The sequence below is a fragment of the Pseudomonas sp. LBUM1647 genome (genome assembly GCF_059716175.1).
Window position 1 is genome coordinate 6,150,999 of sequence record NZ_CP166809.1, and the last position, 15,999, is coordinate 6,166,997.

General features: G+C 56.2%; 22 protein-coding genes. 1 reads left to right on the plus strand and 21 read right to left on the minus strand.

Features of this window, described 5'->3' with window-relative positions:
• Position 1: 1 nt before the first annotated feature.
• Together ACA059_RS28425 and ACA059_RS28430 are read right to left on the minus strand one after the other, a co-directional pair.
• Positions 2-532 (minus strand): single-stranded DNA-binding protein, encoded by a 531-nt coding sequence (locus ACA059_RS28425; protein WP_008145505.1) that lies wholly within the window; start codon positions 530-532, stop codon positions 2-4.
• Between the two features lie 9 nt (positions 533-541).
• Positions 542-1,939, minus strand: coding sequence for an MFS transporter (locus ACA059_RS28430; protein WP_415771747.1), 1,398 nt, complete (start codon positions 1,937-1,939; stop codon positions 542-544).
• Between the two features lie 191 nt (positions 1,940-2,130).
• Here ACA059_RS28430 and uvrA point away from each other — a divergent pair, with 191 nt between their 5' ends.
• Positions 2,131-4,965 carry an excinuclease ABC subunit UvrA gene (gene uvrA, locus ACA059_RS28435; protein ID WP_497631812.1) on the plus strand — a complete coding sequence of 945 codons (2,835 nt, stop codon included), beginning with the start codon at positions 2,131-2,133 and terminating at the stop codon, positions 4,963-4,965.
• A gap of 65 nt (positions 4,966-5,030) precedes the next feature.
• Here uvrA and bfr read toward each other — a convergent pair whose 3' ends face one another.
• The 19 genes from bfr to rplN all read right to left on the minus strand — a co-directional run bounded on the left by bfr (position 5,031) and on the right by rplN (position 15,986).
• Positions 5,031-5,495 (minus strand): bacterioferritin, encoded by a 465-nt coding sequence (bfr, locus tag ACA059_RS28440; RefSeq protein ID WP_497631813.1) that lies wholly within the window; start codon positions 5,493-5,495, stop codon positions 5,031-5,033.
• 149 nt (positions 5,496-5,644) lie between these two features.
• Positions 5,645-7,099, minus strand: coding sequence for a catalase (locus ACA059_RS28445; RefSeq protein WP_497631814.1), 1,455 nt, complete (start codon positions 7,097-7,099; stop codon positions 5,645-5,647).
• 209 nt (positions 7,100-7,308) lie between these two features.
• Positions 7,309-7,695, minus strand: a complete 387-nt coding sequence (rplQ, locus tag ACA059_RS28450) for a 50S ribosomal protein L17 (protein WP_008145500.1) — start codon at positions 7,693-7,695, stop codon at positions 7,309-7,311.
• 42 nt (positions 7,696-7,737) lie between these two features.
• Positions 7,738-8,739: a DNA-directed RNA polymerase subunit alpha gene (locus ACA059_RS28455; RefSeq protein WP_003186012.1), complete on the minus strand. Its 1,002-nt coding sequence runs from the start codon at positions 8,737-8,739 to the stop codon at positions 7,738-7,740.
• Positions 8,740-8,761: 22 nt separating this feature from the next.
• Positions 8,762-9,382: a 30S ribosomal protein S4 gene (gene rpsD, locus ACA059_RS28460; RefSeq protein ID WP_003210056.1), complete on the minus strand. Its 621-nt coding sequence runs from the start codon at positions 9,380-9,382 to the stop codon at positions 8,762-8,764.
• Positions 9,383-9,400: 18 nt separating this feature from the next.
• On the minus strand, positions 9,401-9,790 hold the full coding sequence (gene rpsK / locus ACA059_RS28465; protein WP_002555466.1) for a 30S ribosomal protein S11: 390 nt from the start codon (positions 9,788-9,790) through the stop codon (positions 9,401-9,403).
• Between the two features lie 30 nt (positions 9,791-9,820).
• Positions 9,821-10,177: a 30S ribosomal protein S13 gene (gene rpsM, locus ACA059_RS28470; RefSeq protein ID WP_003186020.1), complete on the minus strand. Its 357-nt coding sequence runs from the start codon at positions 10,175-10,177 to the stop codon at positions 9,821-9,823.
• A gap of 130 nt (positions 10,178-10,307) precedes the next feature.
• Positions 10,308-10,424, minus strand: a complete 117-nt coding sequence (rpmJ, locus tag ACA059_RS28475) for a 50S ribosomal protein L36 (protein WP_002555468.1) — start codon at positions 10,422-10,424, stop codon at positions 10,308-10,310.
• A 27-nt stretch (positions 10,425-10,451) separates the two neighbouring features.
• Entirely contained in the window at positions 10,452-11,780 is a 1,329-nt protein-coding gene (gene secY, locus ACA059_RS28480) for a preprotein translocase subunit SecY (RefSeq protein WP_003228718.1), read from the minus strand.
• Positions 11,781-12,218: a 50S ribosomal protein L15 gene (gene rplO / locus ACA059_RS28485; RefSeq protein WP_007896782.1), complete on the minus strand. Its 438-nt coding sequence runs from the start codon at positions 12,216-12,218 to the stop codon at positions 11,781-11,783. It lies immediately after the preceding gene.
• Positions 12,219-12,221: 3 nt separating this feature from the next.
• Complete coding sequence (gene rpmD, locus ACA059_RS28490) at positions 12,222-12,398, minus strand: 50S ribosomal protein L30 (protein WP_003186033.1); 177 nt, start codon at positions 12,396-12,398, stop codon at positions 12,222-12,224.
• A 2-nt stretch (positions 12,399-12,400) separates the two neighbouring features.
• Positions 12,401-12,901, minus strand: coding sequence for a 30S ribosomal protein S5 (rpsE, locus tag ACA059_RS28495; RefSeq protein ID WP_007943782.1), 501 nt, complete (start codon positions 12,899-12,901; stop codon positions 12,401-12,403).
• 3 nt (positions 12,902-12,904) lie between these two features.
• Positions 12,905-13,255 (minus strand): 50S ribosomal protein L18, encoded by a 351-nt coding sequence (rplR, locus tag ACA059_RS28500; RefSeq protein WP_003186037.1) that lies wholly within the window; start codon positions 13,253-13,255, stop codon positions 12,905-12,907.
• Between the two features lie 10 nt (positions 13,256-13,265).
• Positions 13,266-13,799, minus strand: a complete 534-nt coding sequence (gene rplF, locus ACA059_RS28505) for a 50S ribosomal protein L6 (protein WP_003176412.1) — start codon at positions 13,797-13,799, stop codon at positions 13,266-13,268.
• Positions 13,800-13,811: 12 nt separating this feature from the next.
• A complete protein-coding gene (gene rpsH / locus ACA059_RS28510) occupies positions 13,812-14,204 on the minus strand; it encodes a 30S ribosomal protein S8 (RefSeq protein WP_003186040.1) in 393 nt (130 codons plus the stop codon).
• Between the two features lie 208 nt (positions 14,205-14,412).
• Entirely contained in the window at positions 14,413-14,718 is a 306-nt protein-coding gene (gene rpsN / locus ACA059_RS28515) for a 30S ribosomal protein S14 (RefSeq protein WP_003176414.1), read from the minus strand.
• A gap of 13 nt (positions 14,719-14,731) precedes the next feature.
• Entirely contained in the window at positions 14,732-15,271 is a 540-nt protein-coding gene (gene rplE / locus ACA059_RS28520; protein WP_003176415.1) for a 50S ribosomal protein L5, read from the minus strand.
• Positions 15,272-15,291: 20 nt separating this feature from the next.
• Positions 15,292-15,606: a 50S ribosomal protein L24 gene (gene rplX / locus ACA059_RS28525; protein ID WP_008145498.1), complete on the minus strand. Its 315-nt coding sequence runs from the start codon at positions 15,604-15,606 to the stop codon at positions 15,292-15,294.
• Positions 15,607-15,617: 11 nt separating this feature from the next.
• Positions 15,618-15,986 (minus strand): 50S ribosomal protein L14, encoded by a 369-nt coding sequence (gene rplN, locus ACA059_RS28530; protein ID WP_002555479.1) that lies wholly within the window; start codon positions 15,984-15,986, stop codon positions 15,618-15,620.
• Positions 15,987-15,999 lie beyond the last annotated feature (13 nt).

The following is a 15,999-nucleotide window of genomic DNA, read 5'->3' on the forward strand; positions in this document are numbered from 1 at the left end:
TTTAGAACGGGATATCGTCATCAAAGCTGTCGAAATCCGGAGCCGGTTGCGGAGCAGCCTGCTGTGGAGCCGGAGCCTGACGCGACTGTTGCGGTGCTGCCGACTGCTGCGGACGCGGAGCCTGTTGGCGTGGGGCCGGAGCGGACTGCTGGTAGTTATTGCCCCCGCCTTGTTGGTCGCCCTGCTGTGGACGGCCGCCCAGCAGTTGCATGGTGCCTTGCATGTCGACCACGATTTCAGTGGTGTAACGCTTGATACCGTCTTTTTCCCACTCGCGGGTCTGCAGCTTGCCTTCGATGTAAACCTGCGAACCTTTACGCAGGTACTCGCCGGCGATTTCGGCGACTTTGCCGAACATCGACACACGGTGCCATTCGGTCTTCTCGACCTTCTGACCGGTTTGCTTGTCGGTCCACTGTTCGCTGGTCGCCAGACTCAGGTTGGTCACGGCGTTACCGTTAGGCAAGTAGCGAACTTCGGGATCCTGGCCGCAAGTGCCGACCAATATGACTTTGTTAACCCCACGGGCCATAACGTTCTCCTAGGCTACGCACGCTGCCCCGGCCGGGTTGTTCACCAGGCGCTCAAGGGTGGTGCGATCCAATAGTTCTGTGTCCAATTTGATGTAAATCGCCGCTTCATCTTCGACGATCACTGCATCTGTTACCCCTACGACGGCCTTCAGGCGCTCGACCAGACCCGCTTCGCGGATCGCCTCGGGCGACAACGGCAAGCGCAGGCTCGTCACGTAGGGTGGTTCGCGCATGGTAACAGCAAAGGCCAGCCAGAGGGCAGCCAGACCGGCGCATCCAAGGAACACAACCGACAGACCGCCATGCTGGAACAACCAGCCGCCGAGGATGCCGCCCAGTGCCGAACCGAGGAACTGGCTGGTGGAATAAACCCCCATCGCCGTGCCCTTGCCACCTGCCGGTGAAACCTTGCTGATCAGCGATGGCAATGAAGCTTCCAGCAAGTTGAACGCGGTAAAGAACACCACCGTCCCGATCACCAGAGCCCGCAAGCTGTCGCCGAACTGCCAGAAGAATAGCTCAGTGAGCATCAGCGTCGCGACGGCGCCGAGTAAAACTCGTTTCATTTTGCGTTTCTTCTCGCCGTAGATAATGAACGGGATCATGGCGAAGAAGGAAATCAGCAGCGCTGTGAGGTAGACCCACCAGTGCTGTTCTTTGGGCAGCCCGGCTTTTTCGACCAGCGCCAAAGGCAACGCGACGAAGCTCGACATCAACATCGCGTGCAACACAAAAATGCCCAGGTCCAGACGCAACAGGTCCGGGTGCTTGAGCGTCGGTATCAGCGCCTGGCGCGCCACGCCGGACTCACGGTGCTGCAACGGCCCGGTCGAGCGCGGCACCATGAACATGACGATCACGATGCCGAACAACGCCATGCCGCCCGTGGCGAGGAACAACCCGGACAGACCGAAGGCACGGGTGAGCAACGGTCCTACAACCATGGCGACAGCGAACGACAGACCGATCGTCATGCCGATCATGGCCATGGCTTTGGTCCGATGCTGTTCGCGGGTCAGGTCTGACAGCAACGCCATCACCGCCGCGGAAATCGCCCCGGCGCCTTGCAGGATTCGTCCGGCGATCACGCCCCAGATCGAGTCGGCATTAGCCGCCAGCACACTACCGAGGGCGAAGACGATCAGCCCCAGGTAAATCACCGGACGACGGCCGATACGGTCGGAAATGAAGCCGAAAGGAATTTGGAAGATCGCCTGGGTCAGGCCGTAAGCGCCAATCGCCAGCCCGATGAGGGCCGGGGTCGCTCCTGCCAGATCCATCCCATAGGTCGCCAGTACCGGCAACACCATGAACATGCCAAGCATACGGAAGGCGAACACCAGGGCCAGACCGCTTGCCGCGCGTGTCTCGCTGCCACTCATGCGTTCGCTGTGGGGATCGTGCATGGAAAAACCTCATGTGAACCGGCGGCGATTCTACCAGTCCCATCGATTGACGGGGTATATCGCGACGCTTTGACGCGCTCTGCTGACAGACTCTTCATGTAAGACACCCATCCGCTCGTTTGATAGTGTGCATCCATCCAGTATTTGGCCGTATACTCCTACGTTTTCGACGCCCGCCAAGCGAGGCCACTTTGGACAAGATCCTGATTCGTGGGGCCCGAACCCACAACCTGAAGAACATCGACCTGACCCTGCCACGGGACAAACTGATCGTCATCACCGGCCTGTCCGGATCCGGCAAATCGTCCCTGGCGTTTGACACGCTGTATGCCGAAGGCCAACGCCGCTACGTCGAATCGCTGTCAGCCTATGCCCGGCAGTTCCTGTCGATGATGGAAAAGCCTGACGTCGACACCATCGAAGGATTGTCGCCAGCCATTTCCATCGAACAGAAGTCGACCTCGCACAACCCGCGCTCGACGGTCGGCACCATCACCGAAATCTACGATTACCTGCGCCTGCTTTACGCTCGCGTGGGTATTCCGCGTTGCCCGGATCACGACATTCCGCTGGAAGCGCAGACCGTCAGCCAAATGGTCGACCTGGTTCTCGCCCAACCGGAGGGCAGCAAACTGATGCTGCTGGCCCCGGTGATCCGCGAGCGTAAAGGCGAACACCTTTCGGTCTTCGAAGAGCTGCGCGCCCAGGGCTTTGTGCGGGCTCGGGTCAACGGCCGGCTCTGTGAGCTGGACGAATTGCCGAAGCTGGATAAGCAGAAGAAGCACTCGATAGATGTGGTGGTCGACCGCTTCAAGGTGCGCGCCGACCTGCAACAGCGTCTGGCCGAGTCGTTCGAGACCGCGCTGAAGCTGGCAGACGGCATCGCCCTGGTCGCGCCGATGGACGACGAGCCCGGCGAAGAGATCATCTTCTCCGCGCGCTTCGCCTGCCCGATCTGCGGCCATGCCATCAGCGAGCTGGAACCCAAGCTGTTCTCCTTCAACAACCCGGCCGGTGCTTGTCCGACGTGTGATGGCCTGGGTGTTAAGCAGTTCTTCGACATCAAGCGATTGGTCAATGGCGAACTGACGCTCGCGGAAGGCGCGATTCGTGGCTGGGACCGGCGCAACGTCTATTACTTCCAGATGCTTGGTTCGTTAGCGTCCCACTACAAGTTCAGCCTGGAAGTGCCGTTCAACGAACTGTCGGCCGACCAGCAGAAGTTCATCCTGCACGGCAGCGGTTCGCAGAACGTTGACTTCAAGTACCTGAACGACCGCGGCGACATCGTCAAACGTTCGCACCCATTCGAAGGCATCGTGCCGAATCTGGAACGTCGCTACCGTGAAACCGAGTCCGCCTCGGTGCGTGAAGAGCTGGCCAAGTTCCTCAGCACCCAGCCTTGCCCGGATTGCCGTGGCACTCGCCTGCGTCGTGAGGCGCGGCATGTGTGGGTTGGCGAGAAGACGCTGCCGGCGGTGACCAATCTGCCGATTGGCGATGCCTGTGAATATTTCGGCGTGCTGAAACTCACCGGCCGCCGTGGTGAAATTGCCGACAAGATTCTCAAGGAAATTCGCGAGCGACTGCAGTTCCTGGTCAACGTTGGCCTGGACTATTTGTCGCTGGATCGCAGTGCCGACACGTTGTCCGGTGGTGAAGCGCAGCGTATCCGTCTGGCCAGCCAGATCGGCGCAGGCCTGGTTGGCGTTCTGTACATTCTCGACGAACCGTCAATTGGTTTGCACCAGCGGGACAACGATCGGCTGCTTGGCACCCTCAAGCACCTGCGGGATATCGGCAACACGGTGATCGTGGTCGAGCACGACGAAGATGCGATTCGCCTGGCTGACTACGTGGTGGATATCGGTCCGGGCGCGGGTGTACACGGCGGGCATATCGTCGCCGAAGGTACGCCGGCCGAGGTCATGGCTCATCCAGATTCATTGACCGGCAAGTACTTGTCGGGCCGGGTGAAGATTGCAGTCCCGGCCAAACGCACGCCGCGCAACAAGAAGTTGTCGCTGTCCCTCAAAGGCGCTCGTGGCAACAACTTGCGCGATGTCGATCTGGACATTCCGATCGGCCTGCTGACCTGCGTGACCGGTGTGTCCGGCTCGGGCAAGTCGACGTTGATCAACAACACCTTGTTCCCGCTTAGCGCTACGGCGTTGAACGGAGCGACGACGCTCGAAGCGGCCGCTCACGACAGCATCAAAGGTCTGGAGCATCTGGATAAGGTTGTCGACATCGACCAGAGCCCGATCGGTCGAACGCCACGCTCCAACCCGGCGACCTACACCGGATTGTTCACACCGATTCGCGAACTGTTCGCCGGTGTGCCGGAGTCCCGCTCCCGCGGTTATGGTCCTGGACGCTTCTCCTTCAACGTGAAGGGCGGACGTTGCGAAGCTTGCCAGGGCGATGGCCTGATCAAGGTGGAAATGCACTTCCTGCCGGACATCTATGTCCCATGTGACGTCTGCAAGAGCAAGCGCTATAACCGCGAAACCCTGGAGATCAAGTACAAGGGCAAGAGCATCCACGAAACCCTCGAGATGACGATCGAGGAAGCGCGAGTGTTCTTCGATGCGGTTCCGGCCCTGGCGCGCAAGCTTCAGACGCTGATGGATGTCGGCCTGTCGTACATCAAGCTCGGGCAATCAGCGACCACGCTGTCGGGTGGTGAAGCCCAGCGGGTGAAGCTGTCTCGTGAACTGTCCAAGCGCGATACCGGCAAGACGCTGTACATCCTCGATGAGCCAACGACCGGCCTGCACTTCGCGGATATCCAGCAATTGCTCGACGTGCTGCATCGATTGCGCGACCACGGCAACACTGTGGTGGTGATCGAGCACAATCTGGATGTGATCAAGACGGCCGACTGGCTGGTGGACTTGGGGCCGGAAGGCGGTTCCAAGGGCGGACAGATCATTGCTGTCGGTACGCCGGAAGAAGTGTCGGAGATGAAGCAGTCTCACACGGGCTTCTACCTCAAGCCGCTGCTGGCTCGCGACAAAGCCTGAATCAGGCCCACGAAAAAGCCCCTGTCACTTCATCGGTGACAGGGGCTTTTTTGTAGGCGGCGGATTCAGAACTGCGATTGCAGGTAATTCTCCATACCGATCAACTTGATCAGACCCAGCTGCTTCTCGAGCCAGTAGGTGTGATCTTCTTCGGTGTCGTGCAGCTGAATACGCAGCATCTCGCGACTGACGTAGTCTTTGTGAAGCTCGCAAAGCTTGATGCCCTTGCAGAGTGCGGCGCGGACTTTGTATTCCAGACGCAGGTCAGCGGCGAGCATGTCAGGCACTGTGGTGCCAACATCCAGGTCGTCCGGACGCATGCGCGGAGTGCCCTCGAGCATGAGAATCCGGCGCATCAGGGCGTCAGCGTGCTGCGCCTCTTCTTCCATCTCGTGGTTGATACGTTCGTAGAGCTCGGTGAAACCCCAGTCCTCGTACATCCGCGAATGGATGAAATATTGATCACGCGCCGCCAGCTCGCCGGTCAGCAACGTGTTGAGGTAATCGATTACGTCTGGGTGGCCTTGCATCGCCCCACATCTCCCTGCTTGAAAGTCTGTAGTTTGAACCAAGCAGACTGTTTGGTCACTCTGCTTGCGCGATAAAAGCGAAGATATTCTGAGAAAAGTGGTTTAAATAACGCAAAAACCGCCCAAATGCGGGCGGTTCTGCTTCTCGTTTAGACTTCGTTAAGCTGTACGCCCAAAGCCGTTGCAATTGCTTCTCCATACGCCGGGTCGGCCCTGAAGAAATGCTGTAACTGACGATCAATCACGTCGCCGGAAACCCCAGCCATCGCGCCGGCAATGTTGTTGATCAGCAGCGTTTTCTGCGCATCGCTCATCAGACGGAACAGCGCACCGGCGTGGCTGTAATAGTCGGTATCTTCGCGATGATCGTAACGATCAGCTGCACCACTCAGCGCCAGCGCTGGCTCTGTATAACGAGGCGCTTGTTTCGGCGATTCGATGTAGCTGTTCGGCTCATAGTTAGGTGTCGTACCGCCATTGTTGCCAAACGCCATCGAACCGTCGCGCTGATAGCTGTTCACTGGGCTGCGAGGCGCGTTCACCGGCAATTGCTGGTGGTTGGTGCCAATACGGTAGCGGTGAGCGTCGGCGTAAGCGAACACTCGCCCCTGCAACATGCGGTCAGGCGACAAACCGACACCCGGCACCATGTTGCTCGGACCGAACGCCGCTTGCTCGACTTCAGCAAAGTAGTTCTGTGGGTTGCGGTTAAGTTCCAGTTCGCCCACTTCGATCAGCGGAAACTCTTTCTGCGACCAGGTCTTGGTCACGTCAAACGGGTTCTCGTAGTGCGCTGCGGCCTGAGCCTCAGTCATGATCTGGATGCACACGCGCCATTTCGGGAAATCACCGCGCTCGATCGCGCCGAACAGATCACGTTGCGCGTAATCCGGGTCGGTACCGGCCAGGCGCGCCGCTTCTGCTGGCGCCAGGTTTTTTATCCCTTGCTGGGTCTTGTAGTGCCATTTCACCCAGTGACGTTCACCATTGGCGTTGATCAGGCTGTAGGTGTGGCTGCCGAAGCCGTGCATGTGACGGTAGCCATCGGGGATGCCGCGGTCCGAGAACAGAATGGTGACCTGGTGCAACGCCTCAGGCGAATGCGACCAGAAGTCCCACATCATTTGCGCGCTTTTCAAATTGCTTTGTGGCAGACGTTTTTGGGTGTGAATAAAGTCCGGGAATTTCAAAGGATCGCGGATGAAGAACACTGGCGTGTTGTTGCCGACGATGTCCCAGTTACCTTCTTCGGTGTAGAACTTCAGCGCGAAACCACGTGGATCGCGCTCGGTATCAGCAGAACCGCGCTCGCCGCCCACGGTGGAAAACCGCAGAAAGGTTGGAGTTTGCTTGCCGACAGATTCAAACAGTTTGGCGCTGGTGTACTCGGTGATGTCCCGAGTTACGGTGAACGTACCGTAAGCACCCGAACCTTTGGCGTGTACGCGGCGCTCAGGGATATTTTCACGGTTGAAGTGGGCAAGCTTCTCGATCAGGTGAAAGTCGTCGAGCAGCAGCGGGCCACGAGGGCCGGCGGAACGGGAATTCTGGTTATCAGCGACAGGAGCGCCACTGGCGGTGGTAAGTGTTTTATTTTGGCTCATGCGATGTCTTCCTCTGTCAGTCTTTCCTACTGCCGGCTAATCGGCTGAGAGGGAGTATTGACCATCAACATGGCACCATCAAATTCATTAAATTGTGAGAATCGATAGATAAATACTAATGAAGCTGTATCGCCTAAGCCACTCGATACTTTTCGAGCGCGCACAAAAAACCGGGCACTAGGCCCGGTTCTTCGTTTCAGACTGACGTCTTACTCAGCGGATACAGCTTCACCACCGGCAGGACGATCAACCAACTCGACGTACGCCATAGGCGCGTTGTCGCCAGTGCGGAAACCGCACTTGAGGATGCGCAGGTAGCCACCCTCACGGGTAGCGTAACGCTTGCCCAGGTCGTTGAAGAGCTTACCAACGATAGCTTTCGAACGAGTACGGTCGAAAGCCAGACGGCGGTTAGCCAGGCTGTCTGTCTTGGCCAAAGTGATCAGCGGCTCAGCAACGCGACGCAGTTCTTTAGCTTTCGGCAGTGTAGTTTTGATCAGCTCGTGCTCGAACAGCGACACTGCCATGTTTTGAAACATGGCCTTGCGGTGCGAGCTAGTGCGGCTCAGGTGACGACCACTTTTACGATGACGCATGGTTCATTCCTTACCAAACACAACGTTCGGTGATTACGACGATCAGGCAGTCGCCTTGTCGTCCTTCTTAAGACTTGCAGGCGGCCAGTTGTCGAGGCGCATGCCGAGGGACAGACCGCGGGAGGCCAGAACGTCCTTGATTTCAGTCAAGGATTTCTTGCCAAGGTTCGGAGTCTTCAACAGCTCTACTTCGGTACGCTGAATCAGGTCACCGATGTAGTAGATGTTTTCCGCCTTAAGGCAGTTAGCCGAACGTACAGTCAGTTCCAGATCGTCAACCGGGCGAAGCAGGATCGGATCGATCTCGTCTTCCTGCTCGACAACCACTGGCTCACTGTCACCTTTGAGGTCGACGAACGCAGCCAACTGCTGTTGCAGAATGGTTGCAGCGCGGCGAATAGCCTCTTCAGGATCCAGAGTACCGTTGGTTTCCAGATCAATAACCAGCTTGTCCAGGTTAGTACGCTGCTCGACACGGGCGTTTTCCACCACGTATGCGATACGGCGAACCGGGCTGAACGAAGAGTCAAGCTGCAAGCGACCGATGCTGCGGCTTTCGTCTTCATCGCTCTGACGCGAGTCTGCCGGTTCATAACCACGACCACGAGCTACGGTGAGCTTCATGTTCAGGGCGCCGTTAGACGCCAGGTTAGCGATTACGTGATCGGGGTTAACGATCTCGACATCATGATCCAGCTGAATATCGGCAGCGGTAACCACCCCCGAACCCTTCTTCGACAAGGTCAGCGTAACTTCGTCACGGCCGTGCAGCTTGATAGCCAGACCTTTAAGGTTCAACAGGATTTCAATTACGTCTTCCTGTACACCTTCGATGGCGCTGTACTCATGGAGCACACCGTCAATCTCGGCCTCGACTACTGCGCAGCCGGGCATTGAGGACAACAGGATGCGGCGCAGCGCGTTGCCCAGGGTGTGGCCAAAACCACGCTCGAGAGGCTCGAGAGTGATCTTGGCGCGGGTTGGACTGACAACCTGCACATCAATATGGCGGGGTGTCAGGAACTCATTTACCGAAATCTGCATGGATGCACCTATTTTCTAGCCCTTACTTGGAGTAGAGCTCGACAATCAGGCTTTCGTTGATGTCGGCGGACAGATCACTGCGAGCTGGAACGTTCTTGAAAACGCCCGACTTCTTCTCAGTGTCTACTTCTACCCATTCTACGCGGCCACGTTGGGCACACAGATCGAGAGCTTGGACAATGCGAAGTTGGTTCTTTGCTTTCTCGCGAATCGCGACCACGTCACCAGCACGAACCTGGTACGACGGCACGTTTACGGTCTGACCGTTAACGCTTACGGATTTGTGCGATACCAGCTGACGGGATTCGGCACGAGTAGAGCCAAAACCCATACGGTATACAACGTTGTCCAGACGGCATTCGAGCAGTTGCAACAGGTTTTCGCCAGTTGCACCTTTCTTGCCAGCAGCTTCTTTGTAGTAGCCGCTGAATTGACGCTCGAGAACGCCGTAGATACGACGGACCTTCTGCTTTTCACGCAGTTGGGTGCCGTAATCGGACTGGCGACCGCGGCGTTGGCCGTGGATACCAGGTGCTGCTTCAATGTTGCACTTCGATTCGATCGCGCGCACGCCGCTCTTCAAGAAGAGATCGGTGCCTTCGCGACGAGCGAGTTTGCATTTTGGACCAATGTAACGAGCCATTCTTTACAATCTCCTGGATTACACGCGGCGCTTCTTCGGCGGACGGCACCCGTTGTGCGGGATTGGCGTCACGTCGGTGATGCTGGCGATCTTGTAGCCACAGCCGTTCAAAGCGCGGACTGCAGATTCACGACCTGGGCCTGGACCTTTGACGTTGACGTCGAGGTTTTTCAGGCCGTATTCCAGCGCAGCTTGACCAGCACGTTCAGCAGCTACTTGAGCAGCAAACGGGGTGGACTTGCGGGAACCGCGGAAACCCGAACCACCGGAGGTAGCCCAGGAAAGAGCGTTACCTTGACGGTCGGTGATGGTCACGATTGTGTTGTTAAAAGACGCGTGGATGTGGGCGATGCCATCAACCACTGTCTTTTTGACTTTTTTACGAGGACGAGCAGCAGGTTTAGCCATGATTAATTTCCTGTCGATTCGCTGGGGCGATTACTTGCGGATCGGCTTACGCGGACCTTTACGGGTACGCGCGTTAGTCTTGGTGCGCTGACCGCGCACTGGAAGACCACGACGATGACGCAGACCGCGATAGCAACCGAGGTCCATCAAACGCTTGATTTTCATGTTGATTTCGCGACGCAGGTCACCTTCAGTGGTGAACTTCGCCACTTCGCCACGCAGCTGTTCAATCTGCTCGTCGCTCAGATCTTTGATCTTTGCGGCTGGGTTTACCCCAGTCACTGCACAGATCTTCTGTGCAGTAGTGCGACCAACACCATAGATGTAGGTCAGCGAGATAACAGTATGCTTGTTATCTGGAATGTTAACGCCTGCAATACGGGCCATTCAGTGGGACTCCAATTGACAGCTACCTACGCCCCGGAAGCCAAGAAATAGGGCGCGAGATAATATCGCTGTAATAACAAATAATCAACCCGGTAGCGCACTAGCTACCGGGCTTGAAGCACAATCACACTCAGCCTTGGCGCTGTTTGTGACGCGGTTCCGCGCTGCAAATTACTCGAACAACACCTTCGCGGCGAATAATCTTGCAGTTACGGCACAGCTTTTTCACCGATGCACGAACTTTCATCACCAACTCCTCGAACCTTATGGGTACTCAGCGCAACATGCCGCTGCCGTAACCCTTCAGGTTGGCTTTCTTCATCAGGGATTCGTACTGGTGCGAAACGAGGTGCGATTGTACTTGGGACATGAAGTCCATCACAACCACGACGACGATCAGCAACGAGGTCCCGCCAAGGTAGAACGGTACGTTTGCTGCAACCACCAGGAACTGGGGCAGCAGGCACACGGCCGTCATGTAAAGAGCACCGAACATGGTCAAGCGAGTCAGAACGCCATCAATGTAGCGCGCAGACTGCTCACCTGGACGGATGCCCGGAATAAAGGCACCGGACTTCTTCAGGTTTTCCGCTACGTCTTTCGGATTGAACATCAACGCCGTATAGAAGAAGCAGAAGAAAATAATCCCTGCACTAAACAGCAGAATATTCAACGGCTGACCAGGAGCGATCGACTGCGAGATGTCCTGCAACCAGCCCATACCTTCAGACTGACCGAACCAGGCACCCAACGAAGCCGGGAACAGCAAAATGCTGCTCGCGAAAATGGCCGGAATAACACCGGCCATGTTCACCTTCAGCGGCAAGTGGCTAGTCTGCGCAGCGAAGACCTTGCGGCCCTGCTGACGCTTGGCGTAGTGAACAGCAATACGACGCTGACCACGCTCAATGAACACCACGAAACCGATAATCGCTACTGCCAGCAAACCGATGGCAACCAGGGCGAAGATGTTGATATCACCCTGTCGCGCAGACTCGAAAGACTGCCCGATCGCTCTCGGAAGACCGGCGACGATACCCGAAAAAATCAACATCGAGATACCGTTGCCAACACCACGCTCAGTAATCTGCTCACCCAGCCACATCATGAACATCGCACCAGCCACAAAAGTGGATACCGCGACGAAATGGAAGCCAAAGTCACCAGTGAACGCAACGCCCTGCCCCGCCAGACCAATGGACATGCCAATTGCCTGAACGAGAGCGAGGACGACAGTGCCGTAGCGGGTGTACTGGCTGATCTTGCGACGGCCAGCTTCACCTTCCTTCTTCAACTGCTCCAGCTGCGGGCTGACGGCGGTCATCAGTTGCATGATGATCGATGCCGAAATGTACGGCATGATCCCCAGTGCAAAGATGCTCATCCGCTCCAGCGCGCCGCCGGAAAACATGTTGAACAAGCTAAGAATGGTCCCCTCATTCTGTCGAAACAGGTCCGCGAGTCGGTCCGGGTTGATACCTGGAACCGGGATGTGTGCGCCTATTCGATAGACGATAATCGCCAAGAATAGAAAACGCAGACGAGCCCAGAGTTCAGACATACCGCCTTTGCCGAGCGCAGAGAGAGCACCTTGCTTAGCCATTTATTCCTCGAACTTGCCGCCAGCTGCTTCGATAGCCGCACGCGCACCTTTGGTGGCGCCGATTCCCTTTCCGATGGTAACAGCGCGAGTAACTTCGCCGGACAGCATGATTTTCACACGCTGTACGTTGACGTTGATCACGTTGGCATCTTTCAGGGACTGCACGGTGACGATGTCGCCTTCCACTTTAGCCAGCTCGGACAGACGCACTTCTGCGCGGTCCATGGCTTTCAGGGAAACGAAACCGAACTTCGGCAGGCGACGATGCAGCGGCTGTTGACCGCCTTCAAAGCCTGGAGCAATGGTGCCACCGGAGCGAGAGGACTGACCTTTGTGGCCACGGCCACCGGTCTTGCCCAAACCACTACCGATACCACGGCCCGGACGATGCTTTTCGCGACGGGAACCCGGCGCTGGACTCAGATCATTGAGTTTCATCGATTAACCCTCGACACGCAGCATGTAGTAAGCCTTGTTGATCATCCCGCGATTCTCGGGAGTATCAAGTACTTCTACAGTGTGACCGATGCGACGCAGACCCAGACCCTTAACGCACAGTTTGTGGTTAGGGATGCGGCCGGTCATGCTTTTGATCAGCGTAACTTTAACGGTAGCCATGATCAGAAGATCTCCTTGACGCTTTTGCCACGCTTGGCGGCAATGGACTCAGGAGACTGCATAGCTTTCAAACCTTTGAAAGTGGCGTGAACCACGTTTACCGGGTTAGTCGAGCCGTAGCACTTGGCCAGAACGTTCTGAACGCCAGCAACTTCGAGGACAGCACGCATAGCGCCGCCAGCGATGATACCGGTACCTTCAGAAGCAGGCTGCATGTACACCTTCGAAGCGCCGTGACCGGACTTCATTGCGTACTGCAGAGTGGTGCCGTTCAGATCAACTTGGATCATGTTGCGGCGAGCAGCTTCCATTGCCTTCTGGATCGCAGCAGGCACTTCACGTGACTTGCCACGGCCGAAGCCAACACGCCCTTTACCATCACCAACCACGGTCAACGCGGTGAAAGTGAAGATACGGCCGCCTTTTACGGTTTTGGCTACGCGGTTAACTTGAACCAGCTTCTCAATGTAGCCTTCGTCGCGCTTTTGGTCGTTATTTGACATAACTTAGAACTCCAGCCCAGCTTCACGAGCAGCATCAGCCAGCGCCTTGACGCGGCCGTGGTACTTGAAGCCAGAGCGGTCGAAAGCCACCTGCGAGACGCCAGCGGCTTTAGCACGCGTAGCGACCAGCTGGCCAACCTTAGTGGCCGCGTCGATGTTGCCAGTGGCGCCATCACGCAGTTCTTTATCCAAAGTCGAGGCAGATGCCAGGACTTTGTTGCCGTCGGCCGAAATGACCTGGGCGTAGATGTGCTGCGACGAGCGGAACACGCAGAGACGCACGACTTCGAGTTCGTGCATTTTCAGGCGTGCTTTGCGAGCGCGACGCAGTCGAGTAACTTTTTTGTCGGTCATTTGCTATGCCCTACTTCTTCTTGGCTTCTTTACGACGGACGACTTCGTCCGCGTAGCGCACACCTTTGCCTTTGTACGGCTCTGGTGGACGGAAGTCGCGGATCTCGGCGGCCACTTGACCTACCAGCTGCTTATCGATGCCCTTGATCAGGATATCGGTCTGGCTAGGAGTCTCAGCGGTGATGCCTTCCGGCAGTTCATAATCCACTGGGTGCGAGAAGCCAAGAGCCAGGTTCAGCACTGTGCCTTTTGCTTGCGCTTTGTAACCAACACCGACCAGCTGGAGCTTGCGCTCGAAGCCTTGGCTTACGCCTTGGACCATGTTGTTTACCAACGCACGAGTGGTACCAGCCATTGCGCGAGTTTGTTGATCGCCATTGCGAGCAGCGAAACGCAGCTCACCAGCTTCTTCAACGATCTCAACGGACGAATGGATGTTCAGTTCGAGAGTGCCCTTGGCACCCTTCACCGAAAGCTGTTGGCCTGCGAATTTGACTTCGACACCGGCTGGCAGCTTAACGGGGTTCTTAGCGACGCGTGACATGCTTATCCCCCCTTAGAACACAGTGCAAAGAACTTCGCCGCCGACACCGGCAGCGCGCGCAGCACGATCCGTCATCACACCTTTGTTGGTGGAGACGATAGAGACACCGAGACCGCCACGAACTTTTGGCAGATCATCGACGGACTTGTACTGACGCAGGCCTGGACGGCTAACGCGCTTCACTTCTTCGATAACCGGACGGCCTTCGAAGTACTTCAGCTCGATAGACAGCAGTGGTTTGATTTCGCTGCTGATCTGATAACCCGCAATGTAGCCTTCGTCTTTCAGGACTTTGGCAACAGCTACCTTCAAAGTAGAAGATGGCATGCTTACGACGGACTTTTCAGCCATCTGGGCATTACGGATTCGAGTTAGCATGTCCGCTAACGGGTCCTGCATACTCATGGGCTAGACGCTCCTAATACAAAAAAATTAGCCTTGCGGCTACATATGTCACCGAGAATCTCCGAGCATAAAACACACGGGCTCAGGCGAGCCGCGTATTTTAGACATACTCCGGAAATGAAACAAGCCCCAAAAGGGGCTTGTTCCAGATTCAAGGCCACCGGCGGTCAGTATCTTGCGATCCTGACCACCGAGACTTCGAAAGTACTTACCAGCTGGCTTTAACCAGACCAGGTACGTCACCACGCATTGCAGCTTCACGCAATTTGTTACGGCCGAGGCCGAACTTGCGGTAAACGCCGTGTGGACGACCGGTCAGGCGGCAGCGGTTACGCATGCGCGAGGCGCTTGCGTCACGTGGCTGCTTCTGCAGAGCTACTGTAGCTTCCCAACGCGCTTCTGGACTTGCGTTCAGATCAACGATGATAGCTTTCAGTGCTGCACGCTTTTTGGCGTACTTGGCAACCGTGAGCTGACGCTTCAGCTCGCGGTTTTTCATGCTCATCTTGGCCATTTTCCTACTCCAATCAGTTGCGGAACGGGAATTTGAAAGCACGCAGCAGCGCGCGACCTTCATCATCGTTCTTGGCAGTGGTGGTCAGGGTAATGTCCAGACCGCGGAGAGCATCGATCTTGTCGTAGTCGATTTCCGGGAAGATGATCTGCTCTTTAACGCCCATGCTGTAGTTACCACGACCATCGAAGGACTTGGCATTCAGGCCGCGGAAGTCGCGGACCCGAGGCAGGGAGATCGACAGCAGACGATCCAGGAATTCGTACATACGCTCACGGCGCAGGGTCACTTTGACGCCGATCGGCCAACCTTCACGGACTTTAAAGCCAGCGATGGATTTCCGAGCGTAAGTCACAACAACTTTCTGACCGGTGATCTTTTCCAGGTCGGCAACAGCGTGCTCGATGACTTTTTTGTCACCGACCGCTTCGCCCAGACCCATGTTCAGGGTGATTTTGGTAACGCGTGGAACTTCCATCACGTTCGAAAGCTTAAGTTCTTCCTTAAGCTTCGGTGCGATTTCCTTCCAGTAAATCTCTTTTAGTCGTGCCATGGTCTTCTACCTAGCAGTGTTCAAGCATCAACCGCTTTTTGGGTCGACTTGAAGACACGAATTTTCTTGCCGTCTTCTACTTTGAAACCAACGCGGTCAGCCTTGTTGGTTTCGCCGTTGAAAATGGCGACGTTAGAAGCGTCCAGTGGAGCTTCTTTTTCGACGATACCGCCTTGTACGCCCGACGCCGGGTTAGGCTTGGTATGACGCTTAACCAGGTTCAGACCACCAATAACCAGACGGTTATTAGCGAGAACCTTAAGCACCTTACCGCGCTTACCTTTGTCTTTGCCGGCGATCACGATGATCTCGTCGTCACGACGAATCTTTTGCATGTCGGATCTCCTTACAGCACTTCTGGGGCGAGCGAGACGATCTTCATGAACTTCTCAGTACGAAGCTCACGAGTCACTGGCCCAAAGATACGGGTGCCGATCGGCTCTTGCTTGTTGTTCAGAAGAACAGCAGCGTTGCCATCAAAGCGGATAATGGAGCCATCAGCACGACGTACGCCGTGACGAGTGCGGACTACAACAGCAGTCATCACTTGGCCTTTTTTCACTTTACCGCGAGGAATTGCTTCCTTCACGGTAACTTTGATGATGTCACCGATACCAGCGTAACGACGATGGGAGCCACCCAGCACCTTGATGCACATAACACGGCGAGCGCCGCTGTTATCGGCCACATCGAGCATGGATTGAGTCTGAATCATATAATTTCTCCGA

Excerpts from the sequence above, each read along its gene's own strand:
- bfr (WP_497631813.1), bottom strand. The coding sequence starts at position 5,495 with ATGCAAGGCCACCCAGACGTAATCGATTACCTCAACACGTTGCTGACC.
- ACA059_RS28455 (WP_003186012.1), bottom strand. The coding sequence starts at position 8,739 with ATGCAGATTTCGGTAAATGAGTTCCTGACACCCCGCCATATTGATGTG.
- ACA059_RS28445 (WP_497631814.1), bottom strand. The coding sequence starts at position 7,099 with ATGAGCCAAAATAAAACACTTACCACCGCCAGTGGCGCTCCTGTCGCT.
- rplX (WP_008145498.1), bottom strand. The coding sequence starts at position 15,606 with ATGCAAAAGATTCGTCGTGACGACGAGATCATCGTGATCGCCGGCAAA.
- rplR (WP_003186037.1), bottom strand. The coding sequence starts at position 13,255 with ATGACCGACAAAAAAGTTACTCGACTGCGTCGCGCTCGCAAAGCACGC.
- rpsH (WP_003186040.1), bottom strand. The coding sequence starts at position 14,204 with ATGAGTATGCAGGACCCGTTAGCGGACATGCTAACTCGAATCCGTAAT.
- rpmJ (WP_002555468.1), bottom strand. The coding sequence starts at position 10,424 with ATGAAAGTTCGTGCATCGGTGAAAAAGCTGTGCCGTAACTGCAAGATT.
- secY (WP_003228718.1), bottom strand. The coding sequence starts at position 11,780 with ATGGCTAAGCAAGGTGCTCTCTCTGCGCTCGGCAAAGGCGGTATGTCT.
- rplQ (WP_008145500.1), bottom strand. The coding sequence starts at position 7,695 with ATGCGTCATCGTAAAAGTGGTCGTCACCTGAGCCGCACTAGCTCGCAC.
- rplN (WP_002555479.1), bottom strand. The coding sequence starts at position 15,986 with ATGATTCAGACTCAATCCATGCTCGATGTGGCCGATAACAGCGGCGCT.
- rplE (WP_003176415.1), bottom strand. The coding sequence starts at position 15,271 with ATGGCACGACTAAAAGAGATTTACTGGAAGGAAATCGCACCGAAGCTT.
- rpsE (WP_007943782.1), bottom strand. The coding sequence starts at position 12,901 with ATGTCAAATAACGACCAAAAGCGCGACGAAGGCTACATTGAGAAGCTG.
- rpsK (WP_002555466.1), bottom strand. The coding sequence starts at position 9,790 with ATGGCTAAACCTGCTGCTCGTCCTCGTAAAAAAGTCAAAAAGACAGTG.
- rplF (WP_003176412.1), bottom strand. The coding sequence starts at position 13,799 with ATGTCACGCGTCGCTAAGAACCCCGTTAAGCTGCCAGCCGGTGTCGAA.
- rpsN (WP_003176414.1), bottom strand. The coding sequence starts at position 14,718 with ATGGCCAAGATGAGCATGAAAAACCGCGAGCTGAAGCGTCAGCTCACG.
- rpsD (WP_003210056.1), bottom strand. The coding sequence starts at position 9,382 with ATGGCTCGTTACATTGGTCCAAAATGCAAACTCGCTCGTCGCGAAGGC.
- ACA059_RS28430 (WP_415771747.1), bottom strand. The coding sequence starts at position 1,939 with ATGCACGATCCCCACAGCGAACGCATGAGTGGCAGCGAGACACGCGCG.
- rpmD (WP_003186033.1), bottom strand. The coding sequence starts at position 12,398 with ATGGCTACCGTTAAAGTTACGCTGATCAAAAGCATGACCGGCCGCATC.
- rpsM (WP_003186020.1), bottom strand. The coding sequence starts at position 10,177 with ATGGCCCGTATTGCAGGCGTTAACATTCCAGATAACAAGCATACTGTT.
- rplO (WP_007896782.1), bottom strand. The coding sequence starts at position 12,218 with ATGAAACTCAATGATCTGAGTCCAGCGCCGGGTTCCCGTCGCGAAAAG.
- ACA059_RS28425 (WP_008145505.1), bottom strand. The coding sequence starts at position 532 with ATGGCCCGTGGGGTTAACAAAGTCATATTGGTCGGCACTTGCGGCCAG.